This is a genomic window from Nocardiopsis sp. NPDC006832 (assembly GCF_040635885.1).
In the GTDB taxonomy this organism is placed as follows: Bacteria; Actinomycetota; Actinomycetes; order Streptosporangiales; family Streptosporangiaceae; genus Nocardiopsis.
This window is the reverse complement of record NZ_JBEYLC010000036.1, coordinates 24,765-50,521: the sequence shown is the minus strand read 5'-3', so window position 1 is coordinate 50,521 and position 25,757 is coordinate 24,765. Positions and strand designations below refer to the sequence as shown.

At 68.9% G+C, this 25,757-nt stretch carries 21 protein-coding genes; 5 read left to right on the top strand and 16 right to left on the bottom strand.

The genetic code is table 11. The features are described from left to right. Nucleotides 1-18: 18 nt before the first annotated feature. Entirely contained in the window at nt 19-3,204 is a 3,186-nt protein-coding gene (gene dnaE / locus ABZ717_RS17835) for a DNA polymerase III subunit alpha (RefSeq protein WP_358511502.1), read from the bottom strand. 217 nt (nt 3,205-3,421) lie between these two features. Here dnaE and ABZ717_RS17830 point away from each other — a divergent pair, with 217 nt between their 5' ends. Beyond that, nucleotides 3,422-3,802, top strand: a complete 381-nt coding sequence (locus ABZ717_RS17830) for a hypothetical protein (protein WP_358511499.1) — start codon at nt 3,422-3,424, stop codon at nt 3,800-3,802. A gap of 109 nt (nt 3,803-3,911) precedes the next feature. Here the strand turns inward: ABZ717_RS17830 and ABZ717_RS17825 are convergent, their stop codons facing one another. Beyond that, nucleotides 3,912-4,799 (bottom strand): MBL fold metallo-hydrolase, encoded by an 888-nt coding sequence (locus ABZ717_RS17825; RefSeq protein ID WP_358511496.1) that lies wholly within the window; start codon nt 4,797-4,799, stop codon nt 3,912-3,914. A 1,001-nt stretch (nt 4,800-5,800) separates the two neighbouring features. Beyond that, on the bottom strand, nt 5,801-7,165 hold the full coding sequence (locus ABZ717_RS17820; protein WP_358511493.1) for a DUF222 domain-containing protein: 1,365 nt from the start codon (nt 7,163-7,165) through the stop codon (nt 5,801-5,803). A 925-nt stretch (nt 7,166-8,090) separates the two neighbouring features. Here ABZ717_RS17820 and ABZ717_RS17815 point away from each other — a divergent pair. Further along, the gene (locus ABZ717_RS17815) at nt 8,091-9,413 is read left to right on the top strand and encodes a lipase family protein (RefSeq protein WP_358511490.1); all 1,323 of its coding nucleotides are present in this window, start codon (nt 8,091-8,093) and stop codon (nt 9,411-9,413) included. Nucleotides 9,414-9,471: 58 nt separating this feature from the next. Here the strand turns inward: ABZ717_RS17815 and ABZ717_RS17810 are convergent, their stop codons facing one another. The 9 genes from ABZ717_RS17810 to ABZ717_RS17770 form a co-directional block, all read right to left on the bottom strand. After that, nucleotides 9,472-10,689 carry a helix-turn-helix domain-containing protein gene (locus ABZ717_RS17810; protein WP_358511487.1) on the bottom strand — a complete coding sequence of 406 codons (1,218 nt, stop codon included), beginning with the start codon at nt 10,687-10,689 and terminating at the stop codon, nt 9,472-9,474. Nucleotides 10,690-10,969: 280 nt separating this feature from the next. Further along, nucleotides 10,970-11,653, bottom strand: coding sequence for a 4-carboxy-4-hydroxy-2-oxoadipate aldolase/oxaloacetate decarboxylase (ligK, locus tag ABZ717_RS17805; protein ID WP_358511484.1), 684 nt, complete (start codon nt 11,651-11,653; stop codon nt 10,970-10,972). Nucleotides 11,654-11,694: 41 nt separating this feature from the next. Beyond that, nucleotides 11,695-12,711, bottom strand: coding sequence for an amidohydrolase family protein (locus tag ABZ717_RS17800; RefSeq protein ID WP_358511481.1), 1,017 nt, complete (start codon nt 12,709-12,711; stop codon nt 11,695-11,697). 16 nt (nt 12,712-12,727) lie between these two features. Continuing rightward, nucleotides 12,728-13,876 carry a 4-oxalomesaconate tautomerase gene (locus tag ABZ717_RS17795; protein ID WP_358511478.1) on the bottom strand — a complete coding sequence of 383 codons (1,149 nt, stop codon included), beginning with the start codon at nt 13,874-13,876 and terminating at the stop codon, nt 12,728-12,730. A gap of 16 nt (nt 13,877-13,892) precedes the next feature. Next, nucleotides 13,893-14,912: an ABC transporter substrate-binding protein gene (locus tag ABZ717_RS17790; RefSeq protein ID WP_358511475.1), complete on the bottom strand. Its 1,020-nt coding sequence runs from the start codon at nt 14,910-14,912 to the stop codon at nt 13,893-13,895. 33 nt (nt 14,913-14,945) lie between these two features. Next, on the bottom strand, nt 14,946-15,806 hold the full coding sequence (locus ABZ717_RS17785; protein WP_358511472.1) for an ABC transporter permease: 861 nt from the start codon (nt 15,804-15,806) through the stop codon (nt 14,946-14,948). Then, nucleotides 15,806-16,570: an ABC transporter ATP-binding protein gene (locus tag ABZ717_RS17780; RefSeq protein WP_358511469.1), complete on the bottom strand. Its 765-nt coding sequence runs from the start codon at nt 16,568-16,570 to the stop codon at nt 15,806-15,808. The genes ABZ717_RS17785 and ABZ717_RS17780 overlap by 1 nt, the downstream gene beginning before the upstream one ends. Further along, on the bottom strand, nt 16,567-17,538 hold the full coding sequence (locus ABZ717_RS17775) for a DUF6282 family protein (RefSeq protein ID WP_358511466.1): 972 nt from the start codon (nt 17,536-17,538) through the stop codon (nt 16,567-16,569). The genes ABZ717_RS17780 and ABZ717_RS17775 overlap by 4 nt, the downstream gene beginning before the upstream one ends. Before the next feature lie 132 nt (nt 17,539-17,670). After that, on the bottom strand, nt 17,671-18,366 hold the full coding sequence (locus ABZ717_RS17770; RefSeq protein WP_358511464.1) for a GntR family transcriptional regulator: 696 nt from the start codon (nt 18,364-18,366) through the stop codon (nt 17,671-17,673). A 65-nt stretch (nt 18,367-18,431) separates the two neighbouring features. On the opposite strand from ABZ717_RS17770, the gene ABZ717_RS17765 reads away from it, so the two are divergent. Beyond that, complete coding sequence (locus ABZ717_RS17765) at nt 18,432-19,196, top strand: DUF1932 domain-containing protein (RefSeq protein ID WP_358511461.1); 765 nt, start codon at nt 18,432-18,434, stop codon at nt 19,194-19,196. 87 nt (nt 19,197-19,283) lie between these two features. Then, complete coding sequence (locus ABZ717_RS17760) at nt 19,284-20,222, top strand: 1,4-dihydroxy-2-naphthoyl-CoA synthase (RefSeq protein WP_358511458.1); 939 nt, start codon at nt 19,284-19,286, stop codon at nt 20,220-20,222. A gap of 53 nt (nt 20,223-20,275) precedes the next feature. Here ABZ717_RS17760 and ABZ717_RS17755 read toward each other — a convergent pair whose 3' ends face one another. The 3 genes from ABZ717_RS17755 to ABZ717_RS17745 form a co-directional block, all read right to left on the bottom strand. Continuing rightward, on the bottom strand, nt 20,276-20,812 hold the full coding sequence (locus tag ABZ717_RS17755) for a DUF488 domain-containing protein (protein WP_358511455.1): 537 nt from the start codon (nt 20,810-20,812) through the stop codon (nt 20,276-20,278). Next, on the bottom strand, nt 20,805-21,020 hold the full coding sequence (locus ABZ717_RS17750) for a DUF2945 domain-containing protein (protein ID WP_358511452.1): 216 nt from the start codon (nt 21,018-21,020) through the stop codon (nt 20,805-20,807). The genes ABZ717_RS17755 and ABZ717_RS17750 overlap by 8 nt, the downstream gene beginning before the upstream one ends. Nucleotides 21,021-21,112: 92 nt before the next feature. Then, the gene (locus ABZ717_RS17745) at nt 21,113-21,904 is read right to left on the bottom strand and encodes an SAM-dependent methyltransferase (protein ID WP_358511450.1); all 792 of its coding nucleotides are present in this window, start codon (nt 21,902-21,904) and stop codon (nt 21,113-21,115) included. A 644-nt stretch (nt 21,905-22,548) separates the two neighbouring features. Here ABZ717_RS17745 and ABZ717_RS17740 point away from each other — a divergent pair. Beyond that, nucleotides 22,549-23,283, top strand: coding sequence for a hypothetical protein (locus ABZ717_RS17740; RefSeq protein ID WP_358511447.1), 735 nt, complete (start codon nt 22,549-22,551; stop codon nt 23,281-23,283). Between the two features lie 146 nt (nt 23,284-23,429). Here ABZ717_RS17740 and ABZ717_RS17735 read toward each other — a convergent pair whose 3' ends face one another. Beyond that, complete coding sequence (locus ABZ717_RS17735; protein ID WP_358511444.1) at nt 23,430-25,649, bottom strand: APC family permease; 2,220 nt, start codon at nt 25,647-25,649, stop codon at nt 23,430-23,432. Nucleotides 25,650-25,757 lie beyond the last annotated feature (108 nt).

Here is a 25,757-nt window from a genome sequence, read left to right as displayed (position 1 = left end):
CGCACCGACGCCGGCGTCTCACCCCTTTCCGGATGAGGCGCCGGCGTTCCCGTCAAGAGGCCGGACCCGGGTGGCGGTGAGGGTGGGCAGCGCGCCCGGGGCCGCCCGCCGCACCCGTCCGTGGACCACCACCAGGTCGGAGCCGAACACCGAGGCCGCCGAGTGCCGTTGGGCGTCCTCGAACAGGGCCACGTCGACCAACCCGGTCCGGTCCTCCACGGTGGTGAAGACGACCCTGCGCCCCGACCGCGTGGGCGGGGTCTGCGTGCAGACCCGCACCCCCGCGACCATGACCCGCGCCCCGTCCGGAACCCGGTGCAGGTCCTCGGCCTGTACGAGGTCGTGGGCGGAGGCAAGCCCGGCCAGGTGTTCGGCGTACCGGTCCAAAAGGTGCCCGGACAGCTCGTAGCCCAGCACCCGCAGCTCCTCGGCGACGCGTTCGTCGTGCGTCATCGCAGTCCCCGCCCTTATCCCCGCCCCCACCGGTACCTCCGTGGGGTCGGTGTCCAACGAGAGCTGGTCGGCCGTACTCGCCACGACGCGGCGACCTCCCCCACGGGCCACTCCGTGCGCACGGACCAGGGCGTGGGCGTGCACGAGGACGTCACGCCGGTCCGGGGCACCGGGGGCACCGGTGACCCCGGCCAGGGAGTCCAGGGCCCCGGCCAACACCAGGTTGTCCATCGACTCACGGGACAGGGACGCCCGGGCGAGCAGGTCGCGCGGGTCGGTGAACGGCCGCCGGGTCAGCAACCGGTCGAGTTCGGCCCTGGTGAGGGCGCCCACGTCCGACAGGGACGGCCGCAGACCCCACCGCCCCTCGGCGTCGGTGTCCACGTGCCAGTGCCGGCCGGAGACGTTCACGTCCAACGCGAGCACCGGAACCCCCAGCCTGCGGGCGTCGTGCAACAGCACCCGACGTGGGTACATGCCGGGATCATGGGACATCACCCCCGCGAAGAACGCCGCCGGGAAGTGCCGTTTGAGGTAGGCGGACTGGTGGGTGGGCAGGGCGAACGCGGCGGCGTGCGCCTTGCAGAACCCGAAGTTTCCGAAGGCCGCCACCAGCCGCCACGTGTCCTCGATCGTCCGCTCGTCGTGCCCGCGCTCGGTCATCAGGACACGAACCCGCGTCTCCACCTCCCGACGCCCCTGGTCGGTGGCCAGCGCGCGCCGCATCGCCTCGGCCTCGTCGGCCCCGCAACCGGTCATGGTGTCCAAGGCGCGCAGGAGCTGTTCGTGGTAGAGCAGCGCGCCACCGGTCTCGGCCAGCACGGGGGCCAGGGACGGATGGGGCAGCCGGGGCGGCTCCGTGCCCTCCCGCGCCCCCAGGTAGGCGCCGACCATGTCGGTGCCCATGGGACCCGGCCGGAACAGGGAGATGTCGGCGATCAGGTCGGCGACCCCGCGCGGGCGAAGCCGGGACACCAGTTCGCGCTGTCCCGGGCTCTCGATCTGGAAGCAGCCCAGGGTGTGGGAGGCACCGATCATGTGGGCGGTGGCCGGGTCGCTGTCCGGCAAGGCCTCCAGGTCCGGGCGCGTCCCCTCGGTTCGGCCGATCTCCTCGACGGTGTGCGCCAGTGACGACTGCATCCTCACCCCCAACACGTCCAGCTTGAGCAGACCCAGGTGTTCCACGTCCTCCTTGTCGGCCTGCACCATCGGGTAACCGGCGCCCGAGGGTTGGGTGGGGACCCGGTCGCCCAGGGCGTGGTCGGACAGCACTAGACCACAGGGGTGCATCGCCACGTGGCGGGGCAGCCCGGACAGCCGCTCGGCCAGCGCGAACAGCTTCTTCACGTGTGCGGTGTCCAGACCGTCCAGGTTCCGTAGTTCGGGGAGTTCACGCGCGGTCTCGGTGATCCGGGACGCCCGGACCCGGGGGAAGACCGAGGCGATCCGGTCGACCTCCGCCGAGGGCAGGGACAGGGCGGTCCCGGCGTCGCGCAGGGCGCTGCGCGCCCGATAGGTCTCCATCATCGCCACGGCCGCGCTCGCCCCTGGGTGGGCGGCGATCACCGCGTCGTAGGCCTCCAACCTGCGCGCCGACTCCACGTCCAGGTCCACATCCGGCAGGCCGGGCCGGCTCGGGGTGCAGAACCGCTCGAACGAGAGCCCGTGCTCCAGGGGGTCGATCGCGGATATCCCGAGCAGGTGCACGACGAGGCTGCCCACGGCCGATCCGCGCGCGAAGCAGCGGATGTCCTTGTCCCGGATGGCTCGGGCGGCGTCGGCCACGGTGAGGAAGTAGCTCGCCAGCCCCATCCGGTCGATGATCTCCAACTCGTGCCGGGCGCGTTCCTCGGCGGCCCGCCCCATACGAATGGCTCCGTCGCCGACCAGGGAACGCAGCTCGGCGGCGGCATCGGGCCGGGTGGGCAGGTGGAGACGGCCCCAGCCCAGGTCGGCGACGGGGTCCAGGGCGCAGGAGGTGGCCAGGGCCAGGGTGTGGGCGACCAGGCGTCGGGCGCGGGCGATGTCGCCGCCGCACACCCCGGTCGCGATGAGGCGCATCTCCTCGCCTGTGGCCAGGTGGGCGCGGTCGGTGCGGGGTTCGGGTCGGTACCCGCCGGGGGCGTGGGCGCGAATCCGGTCCAGGGCCCGTGCCACCCCGGCGTGTTCGCCGGTCGGATAGCGGGCGGCGTTGGTGAGCACCGCCAGCACGTGTTCGTCGTCGGCCAGACGAACCAGGTCCCGGGCGGTGCGGCGTTGCCCGGCGGCGCCGTGGTCGTGCGGGGCCAATGCGATCTCCACACCCAGGTCCCGCCAGGCGCGCAGCAGGTCGCGGGCGCGCACGGGGAGGCCCTGGGCCATGGCGCGGCCCACGTCGGAGTCGTTGCCGAGCAGCACCACCAGCCCTTCGCGGTGTTCGGCGATCTGCTCGGGGGTGGCGGCCACCGGACCGGGGGAGTGGTGGACGCAGGTGACCAGACGGCACAGGTTCGCCCAGCCTCGGGCGCCGCGGGCCAGCAGGACCACCCGGCCGCCCTCGGGCGAGGCCAGGGCCAGGTCGACCCCGAGCGCGGGACGCACCCCGCTTTCCGCGCAGGCGCGAAGGTGTTCGGCGACCCCGAAGAGCCCGTCCCTGTCGGTGAGGGCCAGCACCGGTTGTCGATTGAGGGCGGCCCGTTCGACCAGGGCCGCGGGCGGCACGGTGCCGTGCCGGAAGGAGAACGACGACGTCGAACGCAGATGCGCGAACACCGGTGACACCCCTTCCGTGACCGGCAGAAGGGGAAGACGCCGTTATCGAACCTATGTTCGAAATGGTAGCGCAGGACGTTCGCCTCCGCATCCTGACCAGTGCGAACGGCCGCTTCGCCACGCCGCGTGGCTATACCCGGGGCGGAGACCGTGCCATAAGCTCAGAACTTCGCCCTCGGGCTGCTACGACCGGTGAAACCGTTGGAGGAGAGGCATCATGGCCACCACACCCCCCGCTCGAACCACCGACCCGCACGGTTGGACCGCCACCACACCCCCCACCCGCGCCACCGACCTGCGCGACGAGATCGCCACCGCGATCTCCACTGCGCGCGAACTCGGCCCGGACTTCGACACCGAGATCGCCGATTCGCTGGCCACGCGTATGGAATCGGAGACCGCACCAAAGGATCAGGGGGAGCACGAGCGATCCGGCTCCGCCACGCGCTTCGAACGCACGCGCAAGGTCGCCGGGTGGGGCGCGCTCGGTATCGTCGCCGCCGCCTGGGCGGCCGAGTCCACCCCCGAGGGAATGGCGTGGGGGATCCTCGCCGTGATCGCGGTCGTGCTGCACGTGGTGCGAACCTGGCGGTCCTGATCCGCCGCCATGGGACACGGCCCGCTGCCCCACTTCTGTGGCGGCGGGCCGGCGGTGGTTCCCCCGGCCGATGCCCGGGCGACTTCGCGCGGGCCCATAGGCGGGTGGTTCAGGTCCTGAACGGATCGGTGCTCCGGCCCAGGACCGGCAGCGCCAGGTCCACACCCTCGTCCTCCGCGCGCCTGGACAGGAAGTCCAGGGTCGAGCCGAGGTCGTCGACCACCCGAGGCAGCGGCCGTGGCGGCTGCTTAAGGGAGATGGTGAAGTCGTCCCAGTGGATCGGCACCACGCGCCGCGCGCCGGTGCGCTCCACGACGTGGTGCCAGTAGTCGGACCGGAACCCCCGGTCCTGTTTGCCGAGCGTGCCCACCCCCAGGTAGACCGTGTCCGCCTGGTGGCCGTCGAGGGCACCCGGCAGCCAGTTGGCGCTGGCGTGGATCAGCAACTCCCCGTCGGGATGGGCCACGTGCAGCGAGTAGCAGTCACCCGTCTTGAAGTCGCCGGCGCGCCCGGCCCGCAACGGGCGGCCGATCACACCGGGGGCGATGTCGCCGGGGCTGTGCTCCGCCGACAGCGCGGTGAGCGTGAGCGAACCGAACCGCATCGGTTCGCCCAGGTTCGCTTGGTCGAAGCGGCCACCGTCCATCCCCTGACCGGCGGCGATGTTGTAGGTGGACCCCGAACCGATGAGCCGAGCCCCGGTCAGCTCGGCCACCATGGGGGCGTCGAGCGCGTGGTCGAAGTGGGAGTGCACCACGAACACCGCGTCCAGGCGGGAGATGCCGAAGCGCGCGAGTGCGGCCTCCACCCGGGCCCGGTTCGGGGCGAGCCGCTTGAACGCCAGGTCGAGCTTGCTCGGGCGACTGAAGAAACCGTCGGTCAGTACTGCGGTCTCGCCGTCGGTGAGCAGGATCGTGGAGACCCCGAGGAACACCGCGCGCAACCGTCCCGGGGCGTCGTCCGCCGCGGGTTCGCGCAGGTCGGCCCAGGGGGACATGGACGGACGAAGCAGACCGCCCCGTGCTCCGTGCGTGGGTCGTCGGGGGTGAGTGGTCATCGCGTGCCTCGTTCTTCGGAAGTAACCCTTGGGCGGATGGCCGTCCAGTCTGCCGAACGTCCCTCTTCCCGGAGTATCGGGGCTGCCCGACACATGCCGATGTGCTCGAAGGCTCATGACCATGGGCCCTTGAGAACCATGTGCCGCTCTGTTCTCGGTGTTCTCGGCGCGGCTGAGCTGAAGGGTTTTGGGTGGCCGGGTCCCCTGAAGGATGAGGCGGAGTTGGTGTGGGGTGTGTTGGTGGGGCGCCTGGGGTCGAGAGCCTGCCGGTGGTTGGGCGGGGTGGGGGTGGGTTCTCCCTCCTTCCCCGCCGCGTGATTGTTGCCGCCCGCACCACACGCGTCAAGGCAATGTCGGGTGCTCTGGCAGCGGTGCTGGTGGCCTTGACCCGTACGGCACGGGCGGCGGTTTGGCGGCTATCGGGGAAGGGGGGAGAGTGGTTGAGGTCCCAAGGCCCTGTGGGCCTTCGGCCCACTCCGGCCGCAAGCGGCCGGATCCCTTCCCTTCCGCCTGGTGTCCTCGTTGAGCGCGTCGCCACTACGTGACGGGCCCGGTCACGAAGGGCCCGCTACAGGCCAGGCACGGGGCCGGCCGCGTCCCTGCGGTAGCCGGCACTGGTAGCAAGACCACGCCGAGGCCCCCATCAGTCCCCGGCACCGGCGCCGGTAGCGGTGACGGGGGCGGGAGCAGTCTCGTTGCCGGTACCCGGCGGTGGGGGTGGCAGTGGTGCCGGTACTCGCAGTAGGAGCCGATGCTGGCATGTGTGCTGCCGACACCCCCCCAATGGGGCCACCCAGGGCCCTGGGATGTGGCTCTGGGTGGGGGTTCGGGGTGTGGGCATGCTGATATCCCCACAGGGCACGGGGCCCTTGGGGTCTGACACCCAGATGGGGTGGTCTCTCCGGGGTGGTGTTCCGCCTAGTGGAAACGGGTGGTGGTGGTCAGGGCGCGGTGGCTGGGGCTGGCTCTCCTTCCCCGTCCCTGTCCCCGCTGGTCTCGGTGTCCTGGCGGTTCTGGGCGTGGTGGTGTTCCCAGATCTTCCGGTTCATCTTGGTCTGGAGCCGGTGCTTGAGCCGGTTGTGGGTGGAGCACAGGATCTGCATGTTGTCGGCGCTGGTGGCCCCGCCGTGGGAGAAGGGGACGATGTGGTCGTATTGGGACCAGCTACGCGGCACATCACAGCCCTGGTGCCATTCGCAGTAGGACTTCTTGAACCCGGCCGCCTGACGGACCGGGTCCGGGGCGCACCGCTTCTTCTGCCCCACATCCAGCAGGGTTTGACCTTCCTCGTCGGTCACGAACCGGCGCAGCCAGCTGTTGGGGGTCAGGCGGGACACCATCTGGTCGGGGATGACCACACCGTCCTCCGTGACGGCGGGTTCAGCGGTTTCGTCTCCGAGGAAGCGTTTGAGGGGGACGGTGATGTTGAGGGTCGCCAACGGCTGCCGGCTCAGACTGGAGCAACCCCGGTGGGTCAGGGCGGTCTCGAAGATGCGCATCATTGCGTCATAGACTCGCTGGTGCTTCGGGGTGGCGGCATTATCGGGACCGTACGGCTGGGTGTACGCCTCCAGGGCGGCCTGGATGAGCTCGTTGTCGGCCCCCGGCCCCCACATCCGCAACAGGAACCCGGACTCGAAGGTGGGGGAGAACTGCGCGCCCCGCTTCTCGAACGTTTCGTCATAGTCCCGGTCGGCCTTATCCGGGTCCAGGCGGGCCACGAACCATTTCGCCGCGTCCCGCAACTGGCGCACCGAGGTCTGCGGGCACTCGGCCTTGAAACCGATCAGCCCGAATTCCAACCGAGCCCGAAAACCCTCCACCGAAGGGCGCTCCGCGCGGAATTCCTCATCCACCGTTTCCAGGACCTTCGCCCACTCAGCGGTGGCCTTTTCCGTGGAGGTCGCGATCGCGCACGCCTCACCCAACGACAAGACTTCGCCCTGGAAGGCCTCTTCTACGAGCGGCAACTGCTGCTTGTACAACGCCCGGGCGAGGATGGCGAGATCGCGGGCCTCAGCCGGAGAGGTGCCCCACTGGTGAGTGATCCACGCCTGGATGCTGCGCTGGCCACCCTCTTCCAACAGGGCACCGGTGGCCTCCATCCGGGCCAGGGCGGGCAGCATCCCATAGCGGATCCGGTCTGTTTCCTGGTTGAGGCGGCCGAACTGGGCGAGCACATCGGCTTCGCACCCGAACGGGACATCCCGGCCGGAGAATTCCACCGCCAACTCCCGCGCACCCGCCATCGCCTGATCGACCGGGGTGTTCCCGGTCGGGCGTGGTGTGCTGGGAGGAAAACTCATACTCTGATTATATGCGAACACCCCCAAGAAGGGCAGACTTACTGGCTGGTATATTCAACCTATTTCCGAGTCGACGAATGCGCCTACCATAGATGGGGTGGCCATTCTGGGTTATCCACAACCCCTTTTTCCCGCGACTTTCCCACCGCCAGAGCCGGCTACCGCTGGGACGCGACTCGCCCTGAGCCTCACCTGTAGCGGGCCCTTCGTTACCTCACCCGTCACGTAGTGGCGGCGCGGCCCACGAGGACACCAGGCGGAAGGGAACGGATCCGGCCGTCTGCGGCCGGAGTGGGCCGCAGGCCCACAGGGCCCTTGGGACCTCAACCACTCTCCCCCCTTCCCCGATAGCCGCCAAACCGCCGCCCGTGCCGTACGGGTCAAGGCCACCAGCCCCGCTGATGAGTAACTCAACATCGCCTTGACGCGTGCGGTGCGGGCGGCAACAATCACGCGGCGGGGAAGGAGGGAGAACCACCCGAGCAACGCCCAACAACCCCCAGAGCCAGAAACCTGAGGCGCCCCACCAACCACCCGAGCACCCCCACCAACCCCAAGAACCAAAAACCTGAGGCACCCCACACCCCACCCCCACCACACCCACCCACCCCGAGCAGCACAAAGCCGGCGAAACCAGCGGCTCCCCCAAGATCAATGGGATCACGTGGGCGGAACGGTTCACCACCCCGAACTCTCCCGCCTGTGGATAACTCAGGGGAGAACCAGCACCCAATACCGGGCTCCGCTGCCTCCCTCTGGCTGGAAGTCTCGGACCCACCGACCCCACCGAGCCCTGAGTGTCTCGGGGTGAGTGAAACTTCTTGCCGGACGCTCAGCACGGTGCGTAGTGTCACGTGTCGTTTCCGCGACAAGGTCTATGTGTCGCGCGTCATGCGCGATTCGCACAGGAGATCTGGAGCAAGTCGTGGAACACCAACCCCGCACACCCGGTCTGCGAAGGACCGCCGCGGTGGCCTGCACCGCCGGCGCGCTCGGCGCCGTGCTGGCACTGCAACCGGTGGCAGCGGCGGCCGACATGGAACCGTCCGTGGCCCAGGAGCCCACGGACGTCGAGGTCGCCGAAGCGCTTGAGGACTGGGAGGAGCTCGACCAGCCCGAAGCCGATTCCCCCGAAGCCCGCAACGACTTCTATCTTCCCCCGGACCCCCTGCCCCAGGGTGAGCCCGGCGACGTCGTCCGCGCCGAACCCGCCGAGGCCTACACCGCGCCCCTGGGCGTCGGCGAGTTCGACGCCGACGTGTGGCGGGTGATGTACCTGTCCACGAACGCCATGGGCGAGCCGATGGCGGTCACCGGCACCGTCATGGTCCCCGACGCGGAGTGGGAGGGCGAGGGCGAGCGTCCCCTGGTCTCCTACGCCATCGGCACCCACGGCCTGGGCTCCCACTGTGCTCCCTCCATCGGCCTGGAACAGGGCCTGGACTACGAGGCCTCGATGATGAAGAACGTCATCGACCAGGGGCACGCGCTGGTGGTCACCGACTACGAGGGGCTGGGCACGCCCTCACCGCACACCTACATGGTGGGCCACTCCCAGGGCGCGGCGGTGCTGGACGGTCTGCGCGCCGCGACCCGCATGGACGAACTCGACATCTCCGCCGAGGCGCCGATGGGCGTCAGCGGATTCTCCCAGGGCGGCGGGGCCTCGGTGTGGGCCGGTCAGATGCAGCCCGACTACGCCCCCGAACTGTCGCTGGCCGGTGTGGCCGCCGGGGGTGTTCCGGCGGACCTGACGCAGGTCGCCGACCAGTTGGACGGCAGTCTCTACTTCGCCTTCGTGGGCTTCACCGCCTACGGTTTCGCGGCGGCCTATCCCGAGCTGTCCTTCGAGGAGCACCTCACCGAGAAGGGGCAGCGGCTCCTGGACGCCTCGGTCGACGGCTGCATGATCGAGGCGCTGACCTCCGGTGCCGGCATGACCATGGACGAGACGGTCGACGTCGACCTCATCAACAGTCCCGAGTGGCAGGCCCGGCTTCAGGAGAACAAGCCCGGCGAGACCGTGCCGGAGGCGCCGCTGTACCTCTACCACTCCTCGGGCGATGACGTCATCCCGATCGAGCAGGGCGAGGAGTTGCGCGACGCCTACTGCGCCGGGGGCGCTTCGGTGGAGTGGCGACGGACCTTCTCCGGGCCGCACCTGACGAGCTTCTTCCTGGACACCCAACGTGCTCAGGACTGGCTCAGCGGGCGGTTGGTCGGGGAACCGGACTCCAGCACCTGCTGACACCAGTGACACGGATGGAGTGACACGGTCGCCGGGAACCTCGTCCCGGCGGCCGTTCTCATGTGGGCGGGGTCGACCGGAGCAATCGCTCCACCCGCAGCGCCATCTCCAGCTCGAAACGCGGATCGGGCTCCTCCAGCCGATCGCCGAACAGCTCCGTCAGTCGGCGCAGGCGATACCGCACCGTCTGCGGGTGGAGGTGCTGTACCTCGGCCACCCGCTTGGCGTTGTACCCGTGCTGCAACCAGAGCAGGAGGGTCTCGGACAGGCGCTCGCGTTGCCCGTCGGACAGCTCCCGCATGGGGGCCAACCGGGAGATGGTCATCTCCCGCATCAGATCCCGGTCCCGCAACAGCAGGAGCGGCGTGAGGTGTTCGCTCCACAGGGAGATCCCGTCGGCGGGCACCACCCCCGACTCGACCAGTTCGAGGGTCTCGCGCGCGTGGTTCAGGGAGAGGGCCGTCTCGGTGACGTCCACGGCCGGACCCGCCGCGGCGTGCCGGCCGCGCAACAGGCGTTCCAGGGTCCGCATCCTGCCGGGCCCTTCCGGATCGGGGAGCACGAGACAGGGGTCGGACCGGTGGAAGTCGTGCAGCACGTCGGAGGGCAGAGTGGGCGGGGCCGTCTCCTTCCCGTCTCCTTGGAGGACGATCACCGCCACCTTGTCGGGGACGCGCCACTGGGCGGAGGAGGCCAGGTCGGCGATGGCCCGGGGCGAGGGGGCCGGGTCGGACAACAACAGGTCGACCAGGCGCCCCCGACGTCGTTGGAGTTCTCCCGATGCCCGGGCCCGCGCCTGGTTGTAGCCCTCGGAGGCGGCGGAGGCCATCTCCTCCAGGAACAGGAACGCGGCCTCGGCGACCGGGCCGATGTGCCGCTGGGGCAGGAGTTCGGGGCGCTGTTCCTGAACCTTCAGGAGTTCGCGCCACATGATGACCAGGGCGGTGCGCATCGCGGTCTGGAGGTCGTCGAGGCTGCGGCCCTCGTGGACCTCGGCCTCGCCGAGCATGCGGAATCGCTCCCAGAGTCGGTGCTCGGGCGGATCGGCCACCCCCACCCGGTCCAGGAACACGGTCAGGGCCTCACGGACCGCGGTGCGGGTGGCGGCGGCGTACACCTCGTTGCCGGGCCGCAGGTATTCGGGCACGCTCTCGTGGATCCGGGCCACCACCACGTCGATGAGGGGTTCGACGTGGGCGCGGAAGTGGTCGGCGAACTCCACGGGGACATCGGCCAGGGGATTGGTACCGCCCCGGGGCCGACCCTTCGTGGGCATTGGGGGCACCTTCACGAGTCGTGTCCTCTCCGCCTGGAACGAAAAAGTTACTGACGAGTAAAGGAGAGGCTACGGGACCCGGAGGTTGATGTGAATCCCCGCACGGCCAGGAAAGGGGCCCGTCCGGACCCGGTGTGCGCCCGGTGCGGGGTCGGTGACGTCTCGCCGACCCCGGCCGCCCCGGCGGTGATCCACCGAGGAAGCGCGCTCGAACGACGACGGCACCCACCATCCGGTGGATGCCGTCGAGGTGCCCTTCACCCGGGAGGCGAGGCGCCGATCAGTCGACGTAGCGCAGGCCGGCCGTGGCCAGCTTCTCGCGCATCTTGTACATGTCCAGCCCCAGCTCGCCGTCGCGGAACCGGGCACGCTTGGACTCCTCGTTCTCCTCACGGAGTCGAGACGCCTCGGCCACCTGAGCGGCGGACTCGCGCGGCACCACCACGACACCGTCGGCGTCCGCGACGACGACGTCACCCGGCTCGACCAGGGCGTTGGCCACGGTGACGGGCACGTTGACCGATCCCAGCGTCGCCTTCACGGTGCCCTTGGCGTTGATGGAGCGGCTGAACACCGGGAAGTCCATCTCGGAGAGCTCGGCGACGTCGCGGCAGCCGCCGTCGATGATCAGGCCGGCCGCGCCCCTGGCCCGGAAGGAGGTCGCCAGCAGCTCACCGAAGAACCCGTCCTCGGACTCGGTGGTGCAGCCGGCCACGACCACGTCACCGGGTCGGATCTGTTCGGCGGCGACGTGGAACATCCAGTTGTCCCCGGGCTGGAGCAGCACGGTGACGGCCGTCCCGCACAGCTTCGCCTCCGGGTAGATCGGTCGGACGTAGGGCCGCAGCAGGCCGGTGCGGCCCTGCGCCTCGTGCACGGTGGCGACCCCGAAGTGGGACAGCGCCTCGACCGCCTCCGGGGCGGCGCGCTCGATGGAACGGTGGACGACTCCGAGCTCGGTCATGACTCTCCTCGTGAGTGGGTGGACGGGATGTGGAGTGGTACTCAGCGGCCCTGGCGCTTCAACCTGGCGTCCAGGCGCGGGTAGACGCGGCGGACGTTGCCTTCCAAGATCGCCTCGCGTTCGGCGTCGGGCAGCTTCACGCCCTCGATGTAGCGGCCGGTGTCGTCGAAGTAGTGGCCCGAGCACGGGTCGACGTCGCGGACGGCGCCGATCATCTCCGAGGCGAAGAGGATGTTCTCGTTCGGGACGACGTCGAACAGCAGGTCGATGCCGGGCTGGTGGTACACGCAGGTGTCGAAGTAGACGTTGCGCATCACGTGTTCCTCCAGCTCCGGCTTGCCCAACGCCATGGCCAGCCCGCGGAAGCGGCCCCAGTGGTAGGGGGCCGCGCCGCCGCCGTGCGGGATGATCAGCTTCAGGTCCGGGAAGTCGGCGAACAGGTCGCCCTGGACCAGCTGCATGAAGGCCGTGGTGTCGGCGTTGAGGTAGTGCGCCCCGGTGGTGTGGAAGGCCGGGTTGACACTGGTGGACACGTGCACCATCGCGGGGATGTCGTACTCGCACATCGCCTCGTAGATGGGGTACCAGGACCGATCGGTGAGCGGGGGCGAGTCCCACAGTCCACCGGAGGGGTCCGGGTTGAGGTTGATCGCCACCGCGTCGAGTTCCTCCACGGCGCGACGCAGCTCGGGCAGGCACTCGGCCGGGTCCACGCCGGGGGACTGCGGCAGCATGGCGGCGGTGGCGAAGCGCTCGGGGAAGAGTTCAGACACCCGGGCGATGAGGTCGTTGCAGATCGCGGCCCACCGGGAGGAGGTGGCCGCGTCGCCGACGTGGTGGGCCATGAAGGAGGCCCGCGGTGAGAACACGGTCAGGTCGATGCCGCGATCGTCCATGAGGCGGAGCTGGTTGCCCTCGATCGCCTCGCGCAGGTCCTCGTCGCCGATGTTCGGATCAGCGGGCTGGGGACCACCGTCGAGCGCGGCGATCTGAGCTTGACGCCAGTCGCCGAGCGCGGCGGGTGCGGTGGTGAAGTGCCCGTGGCAGTCGATGATCATCAGTGTGCTTCCTTCTTCAGGGATTCCAGATGCCCAGAGGGACGTAGAGCTCTCCGGCCATGAGCGCGCGTGCGGTGCGCACGAGCGCCGAACGGGTGATGCGGGTGGGATCCCCGGGGTCCTGGCCGAGCCGCACCTCGAAGGCGCCGCTCGGGTGTTCGATGGCCAGGGTGGTATCGGTGTCGTTCGCGACCGGGAGGGTCGCCGATTCGTGCGCGACCGTGCCCGGTAGCACGCAGGCGGTGGCGGCGGTGACGGCGGCCAGCACGCCGATGGATTCGTGGACCACCCGAGGGATGAAGCTGCGGGTGGTCAGGGCGCCGCCGTCCTCGGGCGGCGAGACCAGCGTCATCTTGGGATAGTTGCGGTCCGAGACGTCGCCCAGTCCCATGAGCTCGCCGCAGATCAGGCGCAACGTCTCCACCCGCTCGCGCAGCTCCGGGTCGGCGGTGAGTTCGGCGGGACTCTCCCGCCCGGTCACGCCCAGAGCGGAGGCGCCCACGATGACGAGGGGTTGTCCGTTGTCGACGCAGGTGACGTCGATCGATCCCACGCCGGGAAGCTCGACCGCGTCACGTCGGTTCCCCGTCGGCAGCAGGGAACCGGCGATCGACCCGGCGGTGTCGAGGAACCCGATCGTCACCGGAGCGGAGGTGCCCGGGACGCCGTCGATTCGGGTGTCGCCGTCGTACTTCACGCCCCGCTCGCCGCCCTGCTCGGGCGTGCGCACCGAGATGTGGGCGATGGCCCCGGTGTTGAGGGTGCGCACCCGCACGGTGGTGGTGTCCTCGACGGGCACGACCATCCCGGTCTCGATGGCGAAGGGCACCACGGCGGCCAGCAGGTTGCCGCAGTTGGCGTTCATGTCCACCGAGTCGTCGTCCGGCCTGAGCTGGGCGAACCGGAAGTCGAGGTCGGCCCCCGGCTCGCTGCTCGGGCCGACGATGCCCGCCTTGGAGGTGAGCGGGTGCCCGCCCCCCAACCCGTCGACCTGCAACGGGTGGGGGGAACCGAGGGCGGACCGCAACACCCGGGCGAGGGTCTCGTCGTCGTCGGGCAGGTCGGCACGGGCGAAGAACGGCCCGCGGGAGGTACCGCCGCGCATCAGCACGGAGGGGATCGCGCGTCGGCCCCCGCGGACCGATGGTGTGCTCGAAACTCTCATCTTCATCCTCGCGGCGCTATTCCCGGACCTCGGACCAGACCAGCTCGTCGTAGTCGGGAGCCTCGTCGACCAGACCGGACTCCACGTGGAAGTCGGTCGCGACACCGAAGGCGTCCCGCCCCACCTGCGTGGAGGTGGCGAACTCCTGCGGGAGGATCTCGGTGAGCGCCTCGACCGCCTCGGGGTCGGTGCCGTCCATGTAGGACGAGAGCAGCTCCGCGGTCCCCTCGGGGTCGGACTCGATGAACTCCAGCGCGCGGTTGATGGCGCGGTTGAAGCCCTCGATCTGCTCGCTCTTGTTCTCGATCACGTCGGAGGTGCTGAACAGCGCTCCGTGCAGCGCCCCGGACATGTCGGGGATGTCGCCGCGCTGCGGCGACAGGTAGATCTCGCCGGCGCCCTCGGCCTCGGCCATCTGCCCGGCCGGTTGGAAGAAGGCCAGGGCGTCCACCTGCCCCGAGGACAGGGCACCGATGGCCGACGACGACACGGCGCCCAGGTTCACCAGGGTGGCGTCGGTGTTGGCGTCCATTCCCGCCTGCTCGAACAGGTAGATCAGCAGCGCCTCGGTTCCCGAACCCGGGCCGGTGATGCCGATGTTCTTGCCCTCCAGGGCCTGGATCTTCTCCTCCAGGGGCGCGTCCGGGTCCCCGTCGAAGTCCGGGGCCGTCACCACGTCCACGTAGTACTCGGTGACCAGCGAGCCGGTGAGCCGCGTGTCGGGGTCGTTCTCGGCGAGGTTGAACGTGTCGGTGAGGACCCCGGCGGCCACGTCGATGGAGCCCGAGGTCAGGGCCGCCGCGAGCTTGGCGCCGGTGCCCAGGCGAGGACGCTCGCCGAGCTCGACGCCCTCCTCTTCGAAGTAGCCGTTCTCCTCGGCGACGTGGAGCGGGAAGAACGCGACGGAGTCGCTGATCTGGCCCACGTTGAGAACGTTCGGGTCGGAGCCGCCGCCGTCGGCGCAGCCCGAGGTCGCGATGAGGCTCGCGGTCGCCGCGATGGCGGCGGCCGTCCTGAGGTGGGTGCTGAGTTTCATGATGTGGCTCTCGATCGAGTGTTGGGAGGGGCGCTACTCGGAGTCGAGCGGCTTCCAGCGGTTGGCGCGGGAGGACAGAACGCTCACGAGGGCGTTGAGGACCATGGCCAGCGCGGTCAGGACCACGACCGCGGCGAACACACCAGCGGTGTTGAACTGCGCGGCGGCGTCGTTGATGAGGTAACCCAGGCCGCGGTTGGAGGCGACGAGTTCACCGATCACCGCGCCGATGAGCGCGTAGGGAATGGAGACCTTCAGACCGGTCAACAGACCGGACATGGAGGCCGGCAGCACGACCTTGAAGGCGACGTCCTTGTTCGACCCGCCCATCAGCCGGACGGCGTCGATCAGGCCGCGGTCCACGTCGCGGACCCCGGCGGCGGTGTTGAGGAAGACCAGGAAGAACACGCTGACGGCCGCCAGGATGACCTTCATGTCCAGGCCGATGCCGAACCACACGATGAACAGTGGGGCGAGCGCCACCTTGGGAATCGAGTACAGCGCCATCATGAACGGCTCGAACACGTCGTAGACGAGACGGACCGAGGCGAGCACGAAACCGGCGAGCGCGCCGGTGAGGGCACCGATGACGTAACCGAGCACCACTTCCTGGATGGTGATCCAGGTGTGCGTGCCCAGGGTGCCGTCCCGGATCCAGGCGACCAGCTGCTCCCCGACGGCGATCGGGTCGGAGACGAACATGGGGTTGGCGACCAGGCCGCCGGCCAACTGCCAGAGCACGAGGAAGAGCAGTAGGGCCCCCGCTCGCAGCCCCCACACCAGGGTGGTGCGGCCGTGGCGGTCCCACCAACTGCGGCGGCGGTCCTCTTTGACCGGGCCGCTCGTGCTCAGTCCGTCGTTGGTCCGCGTGGCGGAAACCGATCCGGTGGTCATCACCGCGCTCCTTTCTTCAGCGCGGCGGTCAACGTGGAGTGCAGTTCCACGAACCGCGGTCGCACCTTGGTCTCGTCGGGGTCGCGCGGGCGCTCGATGTCCACTTCCTGGTCGAGCAGGATGGTGCCGAGCGGGCCCAGGACGACGACGCGGTCGCCGAGCAGCAGGGCCTCCTCGATGTCGTGGGTGACGAACACGATGGTGTGCCCGGTCTTGGACCACAGCCGCAGTAGCTCGCCCTGGAGTTCGGAGCGCAACTGGGCGTCCAAGGCGCCGAAGGGCTCGTCCATCAGGATGGTCTCGGCACCGTTGGCGAGCATGCGGGCCAGACTCGCGCGGCGACGCATACCGCCGGAGAGCTCCCGCGGGTAGTTGTCGGCGAAGTCGGACAGGCCGACCGTGGCGACGAGCTCAAGGGCCTTGGCCTCGCGCTCCGCCTTGTCCACGCCCGCGATCTCCATGGGCATCTCGACGTTGCGCCGTACGCTCCGCCAGGGCATGAGCGTGTCGGTCTGGGTCAGGTAGCCGATGTCGGGCGTGGGGCCGGTGTGCGCCCTGCCCCGGTGCAACACCTGGCCCGAGGTGGGCTTGGAGAGCCCGGAGAGCAGGTTCAACATCGTGGACTTGCCGCAACCGGACCGGCCCAGGATGGTGACGAAGGTTCCCTCTTCGATGGTGAGGTTGAAGTCCCGCAGGGCCACCGTGGCCACGTCGTCGCGTTGGAACTCCTTGGTGAGGTGCTCGACCTCCAGAACGACGCTCATGTGGTGACCGCCTCTTCCTCGTGGTGGGCCGACGGGGCGTCGGGCAGTGGGTCGGCTCCCGCGAGCCGGCGCGAGTTGTGCACGACCATCAGGCGCACCTCATGGTCGGAGAAACCGTCCTTGAGCAGGACGTCCGCGGCCAGGGCGAGGCCGTCCTCCACCGGTGGGTTGAAGGGCTGGCCCAGGTCCGAGCTGATGACGGAGGACTCGGGGCCGGCCGCGCGGATGTTGTCCAGCCACACCCGCCAGGACACCTTGCCGGTCAGCGGGGTGGTCAGGCAGCGCTCCAGGTAGGCGCCGTGCTCGGCGAGCGTCTTCTGGTTCTCGGCGGGGATGCGCTGGGAGGTGAACTCGGGGTGGGTGACGACGATGCGTCGCACGCCGCGTTCACGGGCGTAGGCGATGACCTTGGACGACTCGTCACCGTGCAGGTGCCCGGTGGCCAGCGTCATGTCGTGCCTGGCGATGACGTCGAGGACCTGGCGGGCGGCCAGGACCACCTCGCCGTTCTCGTCGAGCACGTCGACGGTGGGACTGATGATCCCGTCGTCGCGCAGGTCCTGCTGGATCTGTGCCCACATGGGAGGGGTGGAGCCCTCGGGGGCCTCGGCGAGGCAGCTGCGCTGGTTGTCGCTGTCCACGGTCGGGAGCCAGACGAACTGTGCTCCGCCCCGTGCCGCGATCTCGACCGCGACGGGGTTGAGACCGCCCACGGAGGCGTTGAGGGTGATGGCGCCGAGTACGTCCACGTCCGGGTGGACGTTGCGGACGACCTCGGCGCGTTCGGTGGTGGGGGTGTAGTGGGACTTGAGCACGAAGCCCGCCAGGCCGTGCCGCTTGAAACGGGGGGCGAGTTCGAGATCGCCGACCCTGCGCTTCATCACATCGGGGGCGATGTGAACGTGGATGTCATAGGCACCCTGGACGAGCCGGCGGGCGTGTGCGGTGGGTTCTTGGTGATGCGACATGCCGCCCCTTCGCTAACGAACTAGTGAGCGACATTGTTAACGATCTTGGTCACATCCGTCAATGCCCACGTAACGTCAGGTCAGGGCGGGTCGCCTCCGGGGGGTGTGTCATAGAACACGTGCTTTGTGGTTTTACTTCCGGTTTCCGAAGTACTCCTTCGTCGCCGAGAAGACGCTCTCCAGGTGCGCCCGCATCGCGTTCGCGGCGCGTTCGGGGTCCTTCGCGCAGACCGCCTCCACGATCTCCAGGTGCTCGGGAAGCGACGTGGCCGGGCGATGCGGCTGCATGGACAACTGGATTCGGTACCGCACGTTCTGGGCGCGCAGACGCTGGACGATGTCGGGTGCCACCTTGGATCCGCTGATGTCCATCACGGCCTGGTGCAGATCACGGTTGGCCTGCGAATAGGCCTCTCCGTCGCCCGAGTCCACCGCCCCGCGCATCACCTCGCCCAAGTCGCGTAGGCGCGCCATGCCCGCGTCGTCGACGCGCTCGGCCGCGCGGGCCGCGCACATCGATTCCAGGGCCGCGCGCACCTCCACGATCTCCAACGCCTCGTCCAGGTCGACGGCCCGCACCCGGGCTCCCCGGTTGCGGATCTTCTCCACCAGGCCCTCCACGGTGAGGGTCGCCAGGGCCGCGCGCACCGCGCCCCGGCTGGCGTCGAACATCTCGATGAGGTCGGTCTCCACCAGACGCTGTCGGGGGGCGAAGTCGCCGGCGACGATGGCCTGGCGAAGGCGCGAGGCCACGCGGTCGGCGTCACTGACGCTCTCCCGGGTCCCCTGGTCTACTGCCTCCTGGGTCATGGTCTTCCTTTCGCTCATCTTGGTGTGCATTATTGTAAACAATGTTGTTCACATCTGAAGGGCACTTGGTACAGGAGGACGCGATGACCGTCATCACAATGGTCGGCCTGGGAGAGGCCGGCAGGCTCATCGGCGAAGGACTCGCCGAGGCCGGGGCCCGGGTCCAGGGCTACGATCCGTTCGTCGCGTTGCCCGACTCGCCCATCGTGCAGTATCCCGAGCCGGCGGAGGCGCTCGCCGAGGCGGAGATCGTCATCAGCCTCGTGGGCCCCGACGCCGCGGAGAAGGTCGCGACGCGGGTACTGGCCCTGATGCCCGCCTCAGCGGTCTACGCGGACCTGAACACCCTCTCCCCGGGGGAGAAGAAGGCGCTCGGGTCCCTGGCCTCCGGCGCCGGTGTTCCCTTCGCCGACGTCGCGGTCATGGCCCCCGTCCCACGGGCGGGCAGTCGGACACCGCTGCTCGCCGCCGGCAGCGGAGCCCGAGCCTTCGCCGCCGCGCTCTCGCCCCTGGGCACTCCCGTGCGCGCGATCTCCGAAGAGGCCGGTGACGCCGCCGCCCGCAAGATGCTGCGCAGCGTGTTCATGAAGGGCCTCGCGGCGTTGATCATCGAGTCGCTCGACGCCGCGAGCGCGGTCGGAGCGGACGGCGACCTCCGTGACCAGATCGCCGCCGAGTTCGGTGAGAACGGTGCGGCCCTGGTCGACCGCCTCGTCGATGGCACACTTCAGCACGCCGGCCGCCGCGTCCACGAGATGGAAGCGGCCCGGGCCTACCTGGAAGAACTCGGAGTGGACCATCCCGTCACCGACGCCACGGTCGCCCACCTGCGCCGCCTGAGCACCTGACGGCGGGCTCGACGCCACCTGGGATGATCTTGATCGACACGCGACAGCGTTGAGCCCCCAATGGCGTCACGGAAAAGAGGAAAAGGGATGGAAACGTCGGCGAGCGAGCAGCCGTTCAGAGAGTCTGAATGGAGGAAGGTCGAGGGCTTCGACTTCACCGACATCACCTACCACCGCTATGTCGGACCCGCGCGTAGTGGCGCGGGCAAGGACATCGGTGCGGTGCGTATCGCCTTCGACCGTCCGGAGGTGCGCAACGCCTTCCGGCCGCACACGGTCGACGAGCTCTACACGGCGATGGAGCACGCGCGCTCCTGGACGGCGATCGGTACCGTCCTGCTCACCGGGAACGGGCCGTCCGCCAAGGACGGCGGTTGGGCCTTCTGCTCCGGCGGGGACCAGAGGGTGCGCGGTCGGGACGGCTACCTGTACGAGGGCGGTGAGGACGGTGGCGAACAGCGCAAGGCCGACCAAGGCCGGTTGCACATCCTGGAGGTCCAGCGGTTGATCCGCTCCATGCCCAAGGTCGTCATCGCCGTGGTCAACGGCTGGGCGGCCGGCGGCGGACATTCGCTCCACGTGGTGTGCGACCTGACCGTCGCCTCACGACAGCACGGGTTCTTCAAACAGACGGACGCCACCGTCGGATCGTTCGACGGTGGGTACGGTTCCGCGCTGCTGGCCCGTCAGGTCGGCCAGAAGCGGGCGCGGGAGATCTTCTTCCTGGCCCGGCCGTACTCTGCCACCGAGATGCAGGAGATGGGCGCGGTCAACACCGTGGCCGATCACGGCGAGCTGGAGGACACCGCGGTGCGGATGGCCACCGACATCGCCGACCAATCGCCGCAGGCGATCCGGATGCTCAAGTACGCCTTCAACCTTCCCGACGACGGGATGCTCGGGCAGCAGCTGTTCGCGGGAGAGGCGACCCGGCTCGCCTACATGACCGAGGAGGCCGTGGAGGGCAAGACGGCGTTCCTGGAGAAGCGCAGCCCCGACTGGTCGGGCTTCCCTCGCTACTACTAGCCGGTGCGGCCGGGATCGCGTCGCGCGGTCCCGGCCCCTGACCGTGCGAGCCGCTAGCCGGTGACCGGATATGTGACGTCGCGGTGGGGATCGATGACGGCACCAGGACTCGGCCGCGCCGCGTCGATGTGGTCGACGCCGAGGATGTGCCGCACGTACTCGGCGTGGGCGAGGAGGTGATCGGCGATGATCCTCCGGTGGCACCGCCACCACACCGCCTCGGAACACATCACGGCCGCGCGTCGCGTGCGTCCCCACTCCCGCAGCTCGGCGAGGGCACTTCGGAACTCGTCCGAGAGCGCGTGGTCGGCGTAGTTGTGGAAGCCGCGGTTCTCCCACCAGGCATTGACCTCGAAGGGCACGTCCTTGCTCACCGGACGACGTCCGGTCAACCCCTCGGCGCGCCGATATCGGATCCCCACCTCACCGAGGGCGGCTGAGAGCGGGTCCTGGTCGAACCACGGATATCGGGTGGAACCCGGAAGCCGCCGAACATCGACGATCAGCTCGACGTGGGGCTCCCGGAGCAGCTCGACGAACTCGCCGAGCGTCCGGTTGGAGTGCCCGATCGTGAAGAACGGCTCATTCATCGACCGGCCGCAAGGCGCTGCCCTTGTGGGCGGCGACGTGGTCGGTCTTGTCGCTCTTGATCTCGTACTGCGGATCGTCCTTCGACGCCCGGCGGGTGTGGCCCTTGTAGTCGAAGTCCTTCGTGTGCACCTTCGTCACCGTGCCCGAGACGTGCCCCGCCTCCGAGTTCCAGGTCACGTGGTCGCCCACGCTGAACCGCTCAGACATCTCGACTCCCTCCCTGGTCATTTCATTGAAACACCCGCACGGACAATGCGGGGGCACCGGCGTGCCCGGGAAACGGAGACGTCCATACGGGCTCAGGACTTGCGGGCGACACCGCCGTACTGGGCGACCTCTCGGACAGAGCCCACCCGGCTCTCCTCTGGCCGCCAGAACGGGACGGAGACCACGCCGGGATCCAACAGCTCCAACCCCTCGAAGAAGGCGCCGATCTGCTCCGGGGTGCGCAAGTGGATGGGTTGGGCCGCGTTCTCGTTCCAGGCCTTGGCCGCCTCCACGATCTGCGGGCTGGTGTCGGTGCTGTCGCACAGGGCCAGGAAGCTCCCCGAGGGCAGGGCGTCCACGTAGGCGCGCGCCACGGCGTAGGTTCGCTCGTCGGCGGGGAAGTGGCCGAGCGTGCCCATGATGACCAACCCGATCGGTCGGGTGAAGTCCAGGTGCTCGCGGGCCTGGGCCAGTAGTGCCCGCGGGTCGAGCAGGTCGGCGTCGATGTAGTCGGTGGTGCCCTCCTCGGTGCTGGTCAGCAGGGCCCGGGCGTGCGTGAGGACCAGGGGATCGTTGTCGACGTAGACGATCTTGGACTCGGGGGCGACCGCTTGGGCGACCTCGTGGGTGTTGTTCGCGGTGGGAAGACCGGTCCCGATGTCCAGGAACTGGCGGACGCCCTCTTCCCGGGCCAGATGGGTGACCGAGCGGAGGAGGAACCGGCGATCGGCGCGCATCACCTCGACGATCTCGGGGAAGGCCGATTCGACCTGTTCTCCCAGAGCGCGATCGACCGGATAGTGGTCCTTGCCCCCCAACCAGAAGTTCATCACCCGTGCGGAGTGGGGAACGGTCGTGTCCAGGGGGATACGCGGGGTGTTCATCGGCGCCTTCCTGCGCGGGGGACGATTCGGGGGATCATCGGTCATTCTCCTCGCGCGCAGACCCTCTGCGCAACAAAAACCCCTGTGCACAAGGGTTTCCGCGAACATCGACGCGCTCGACCGTGAACCGAAGGTCCATCGCGAGTCGATGTACATCATGCGGTCGGATACAGCCCGTGAGAACGCTATGACGGCCTGACCAGGAAGTTTTCCCCAGGAGGCCTGCGTCTCGGTCGGATCTCCGAAAAATATCCTCCCCCGACAGAACTCAAGTGTCCCGACCACCATCGGAACACACAGAAAGCAGCCACACTGACACAGATCCTGACACCGAAACCGACACAGACACATGTAGGGCGACGGCAGGAGCGACCAACCCGTCGGGCGCGGACGACCGGTCGTCGAGCCGGACCGGGTCGCCTCGACGGTCGAACCCGTCCGGTGCACCGGCTCCCGAAGCCGATGGGGCGTAATCCAGAGGTCACACCACCTCTCGATGAGGGCCACTGACAAGAACGGGGTTTCCCGAATACCGATTTCCACTCATAGCGCGATTTCCGCATCCCCGAAATCACTTTCACAGGCTTGATCACAGCCACCTGTCCGCAATTTTCCACGTCCTTCCTTGGGAAGAAAGGAACATCATGAAGCTCGATGTCCGTTCCAGCGTCCTGGCCCTCGCGACCTCTGGTCTGGTGGTCGTCGGTTCCGCGGCCTGCTCGGCCCAGGGAATGGTCGACGCGGTGTCATCGGTCGACCCCGCGCATACGGGCGAGAACTCCCAGGTCGACGAAGGGGTGGAGACTCTGGCGGGCGAGCTGGAGTTCCTGGCCCCGGGCGAGTTCATCATCGACGGACAGGCCTTCTACATCGCCGAGGACACACGGATCCTGGGCGGCCATCACGTCTGCCCCGCCGAAGACGGTGTCGACGAGATCGGCTTCGGAATCGTGGAGTGCGACCTGGAGACGCTCGAAACCACCGTCCAGGGGGACACGGCCGTCTTCGCCGAGGTCGAGGTGAACGAGGAGGGCAACGCCGAGTCGGTCACCGAGTACGACAACGACAGCCACTACGACTCCGTCGAACCCGAGGCCCCGGAGGAATCCGGTGGGTTCACCGGGACCGCCACGGGAGAGCTGGAGTACATCGCCCCGGGCGAATACCGCGTCGACGGCACGGCGTTCTATGTGGCCGAGGACACCACGATCATCGCTGGGATCTACGCCTGCGCCGAAGGTGTTCAGGACCCCGACACCGGCGAGGTGAGGTGCGACTTCGACGAGTTCGACGCCACTCTCGCGAACGGGACCGTCATCCTGGCCTCGGTCGAGATGGTCGACGGGATCGCCGAGTCGATCACCGAGTACGAGGCCTGAGGCACCTCCCAAAGGAAGCCCGGGAAACACCGAAGGCCAGAACCGTGGGTTCTGGCCTTCGGTGTTACATGTGGGCGATACAGGACTCGAATCTCCCGGTGGTCGGCCGCCGCTCCGACGATTCCATGGGTCGCCACGACGATGGCTCAGACGTGGAAGGGCACGGTGGTGACGACGATCTTGGGACGTTCACGCAGGGCGTGCCTGAGCCGAAAGGCCATCCGGTCGTGGAGTAGCCGGTGCCACCAGCGCAGGGGCACCACCTCGGCCAGGATCACCGTGATCGTCAGGTCCGACCGTTGTTCGTGCAGCGCCTCGACGTAGTTCACCAACGGCGCGATGATCGTCCGGTAGGGGCAGACCACCACTTCCAGGGGCAGATGGTCTCCCCACTGCAGCCAGTACCCGCGCATCCTCTCCGCTTCTTCCTCGGAAGGGCTGAGGTGGACGGCGAGGACCGGTTGTCGGAGTGACGCCGCGTAGGCCAGGGCGCGGATGTTGGCCAGATCCAGCGTCTCGACGGGCACGACCGACAGGTGGTGGATCTCCTCGGGGGTCTCCTCGGCTTCCCGGTCGCTTGTCCTCCCCGCCCGGCTCGAACCCGCCATCGTGTGGGCTCCCTCATCGGGTGGACGACGGACCACACTGATCGGGCCGCCCGGAGCGGAGGCCGCGTGGGGGCGCAGGCGAAGCGCACGCCCGACGGTGTCGTAGTGGACCCGCACGCGCACGGCCACGGTGACGAACACGGCCACGGCCAGGAGCGCCACCCACGCTCCCGCACTGAACTTGACGATCGCGGCGGTGACGAACACCGCCGCGCACATCACGGCCCCCGCGGCGTTGAAGGCGAGGCTCTTGCGCCAGTGCCGTGCGCGTGAGCGCCACCAGTGCACCACCATGCCCGCCTGCGAGAGCGTGAACGCCAAGAACACACCGACCGCGTACAGCGGGATCAGGGAGGTCGTGTCGCCGCCGAAGGAGACGAAGATCAGGGCGGCCGCGACCGAGAGCAGGAGGATGCCGTTGCTGTAGGCCAGTCGGTCACCCATGCGCATGAAGCCGCGTGGAGCGTAGTGGTCCCGTGCCAGCAGGGACAGGACCCGTGGGAAGTCGTTGTAGGCGGTGTTGGCGGCCAGCAGGAGGATGGCCGCCGTACTCGCCTGGACGAGCACGTACATGGCTCCGGTCCCGAAGGAGTGCCGGGCCAGCTGTGAGAGCACGGTCTGCCCCGGTGCCGGAACCGTACCGGTGACCAGGATGAGGGCCATCAGACCACCGAACAGCGCCAACAATGTGAGAACCACCCAGGTCAGAGCGGTGCGAGCGTTGCGCCATTCGACGGGTTCGAACGCCGGGACGGCGTTGGTGATGGCTTCGATTCCGGTCAGGGCGGTGGCCCCTGACGTGAAGGCCCTCAGGATGAGGAACAGCGTGACGCCCGTGGTGGCGTTGACCTGGGTTGTGGGCGCCGGGGGGAAACCTCGGAGCGCCGCGTCGACGAGACCGACGACGATCACGGCGCCGACCGAGAACACGAAGACGTAACTGGGGACGGCGAAGAGGATTCCCGCCTGGCGCACCCCGCGCAGGTTCCCGGCCAGGAGCAGGGCCATGACTCCCAGGCCGAGCGGAACGGTGGCTCCGCTCAGCGCGGGCAACGCGGAGGTGATCGCCGCGATGCCCGCGACGATCGACACCGCGACGGTGAGGACGTAGTCGACGATGAGGCCGCCCGCCGCCAGGAGGCCGGGTGTCGGCCCGAGGTTGTGGCGGGCGACGATGTAGGAGCCGCCGCCGTTGGGATAGGCGCGGATGGTCTGTCGGTAGGAGAGTCCCACCACCAGCATCATCAGCATGATCATGAGGGCGATCGGCAGGGACAGGGACAGGCCCGCCACACCGGCGATGACGAGGATGGTGAGCATGGCCTCGGGGCCGTAGGCGACGGAGGAGAGGGCGTCGGAGGACAGCACGGGCAGGGCGACGAGTTTGCGCATGCGTTCGCGGACCAGCGCGGTGCTCTTCAGGGCCGGCCCCAGGAGTACTCGGCGTAGGCGGTAACCGGCGCGGCCCGCGGGTGTGGAGGCTTCGCCGGGAGTTTCCGAGGCGAGTGTGGTTCTTGGGTCCGCGCCGAGTTCGGAGACGGTGACGAAGCGTTCGTAGCGTGGCTGCCGGACCTGGTGGCGTGCCGGGTAGCTGCCCACATTCGGGTCCACGGGAAGGGCGCGGCGCCACTCCTCGGACTCTCCGGCGACGCGATCCCACTGACGTCCGATCTGGTGGAGCGCACGCAGTTGTTCGGTGGTGAGATCGGGTAGGAGATCACTCGGAGCCGGTGGACGAGTGGAGCGTTCCTCCGTCATGCGAACCAGTGTCGTTCACACCGGCCTCGCGCTCCCGCATTTGGGGGAGGTGTTGATGTGCCTTCGAGGGCAGGAAACCGAACTCGAAGAGCACTTCCGTGTAAACAG

Excerpts from the sequence above, each read along its gene's own strand:
- ABZ717_RS17740 (WP_358511447.1), top strand. The coding sequence starts at position 22,549 with ATGAAGCTCGATGTCCGTTCCAGCGTCCTGGCCCTCGCGACCTCTGGT.
- ABZ717_RS17790 (WP_358511475.1), bottom strand. The coding sequence starts at position 14,912 with ATGAAACTCAGCACCCACCTCAGGACGGCCGCCGCCATCGCGGCGACC.
- ABZ717_RS17780 (WP_358511469.1), bottom strand. The coding sequence starts at position 16,570 with ATGAGCGTCGTTCTGGAGGTCGAGCACCTCACCAAGGAGTTCCAACGC.
- ABZ717_RS17825 (WP_358511496.1), bottom strand. The coding sequence starts at position 4,799 with ATGTCCCCCTGGGCCGACCTGCGCGAACCCGCGGCGGACGACGCCCCG.
- ligK (WP_358511484.1), bottom strand. The coding sequence starts at position 11,653 with ATGACCGAGCTCGGAGTCGTCCACCGTTCCATCGAGCGCGCCGCCCCG.
- ABZ717_RS17745 (WP_358511450.1), bottom strand. The coding sequence starts at position 21,904 with ATGAACACCCCGCGTATCCCCCTGGACACGACCGTTCCCCACTCCGCA.
- ABZ717_RS17755 (WP_358511455.1), bottom strand. The coding sequence starts at position 20,812 with ATGAATGAGCCGTTCTTCACGATCGGGCACTCCAACCGGACGCTCGGC.
- ABZ717_RS17765 (WP_358511461.1), top strand. The coding sequence starts at position 18,432 with ATGACCGTCATCACAATGGTCGGCCTGGGAGAGGCCGGCAGGCTCATC.
- ABZ717_RS17810 (WP_358511487.1), bottom strand. The coding sequence starts at position 10,689 with ATGCCCACGAAGGGTCGGCCCCGGGGCGGTACCAATCCCCTGGCCGAT.
- ABZ717_RS17775 (WP_358511466.1), bottom strand. The coding sequence starts at position 17,538 with ATGTCGCATCACCAAGAACCCACCGCACACGCCCGCCGGCTCGTCCAG.
- ABZ717_RS17830 (WP_358511499.1), top strand. The coding sequence starts at position 3,422 with ATGGCCACCACACCCCCCGCTCGAACCACCGACCCGCACGGTTGGACC.
- ABZ717_RS17795 (WP_358511478.1), bottom strand. The coding sequence starts at position 13,876 with ATGAGAGTTTCGAGCACACCATCGGTCCGCGGGGGCCGACGCGCGATC.
- ABZ717_RS17820 (WP_358511493.1), bottom strand. The coding sequence starts at position 7,165 with ATGAGTTTTCCTCCCAGCACACCACGCCCGACCGGGAACACCCCGGTC.
- ABZ717_RS17800 (WP_358511481.1), bottom strand. The coding sequence starts at position 12,711 with ATGATCATCGACTGCCACGGGCACTTCACCACCGCACCCGCCGCGCTC.
- ABZ717_RS17750 (WP_358511452.1), bottom strand. The coding sequence starts at position 21,020 with ATGTCTGAGCGGTTCAGCGTGGGCGACCACGTGACCTGGAACTCGGAG.
- ABZ717_RS17735 (WP_358511444.1), bottom strand. The coding sequence starts at position 25,649 with ATGACGGAGGAACGCTCCACTCGTCCACCGGCTCCGAGTGATCTCCTA.
- ABZ717_RS17785 (WP_358511472.1), bottom strand. The coding sequence starts at position 15,806 with ATGACCACCGGATCGGTTTCCGCCACGCGGACCAACGACGGACTGAGC.
- ABZ717_RS17760 (WP_358511458.1), top strand. The coding sequence starts at position 19,284 with ATGGAAACGTCGGCGAGCGAGCAGCCGTTCAGAGAGTCTGAATGGAGG.
- ABZ717_RS17770 (WP_358511464.1), bottom strand. The coding sequence starts at position 18,366 with ATGAGCGAAAGGAAGACCATGACCCAGGAGGCAGTAGACCAGGGGACC.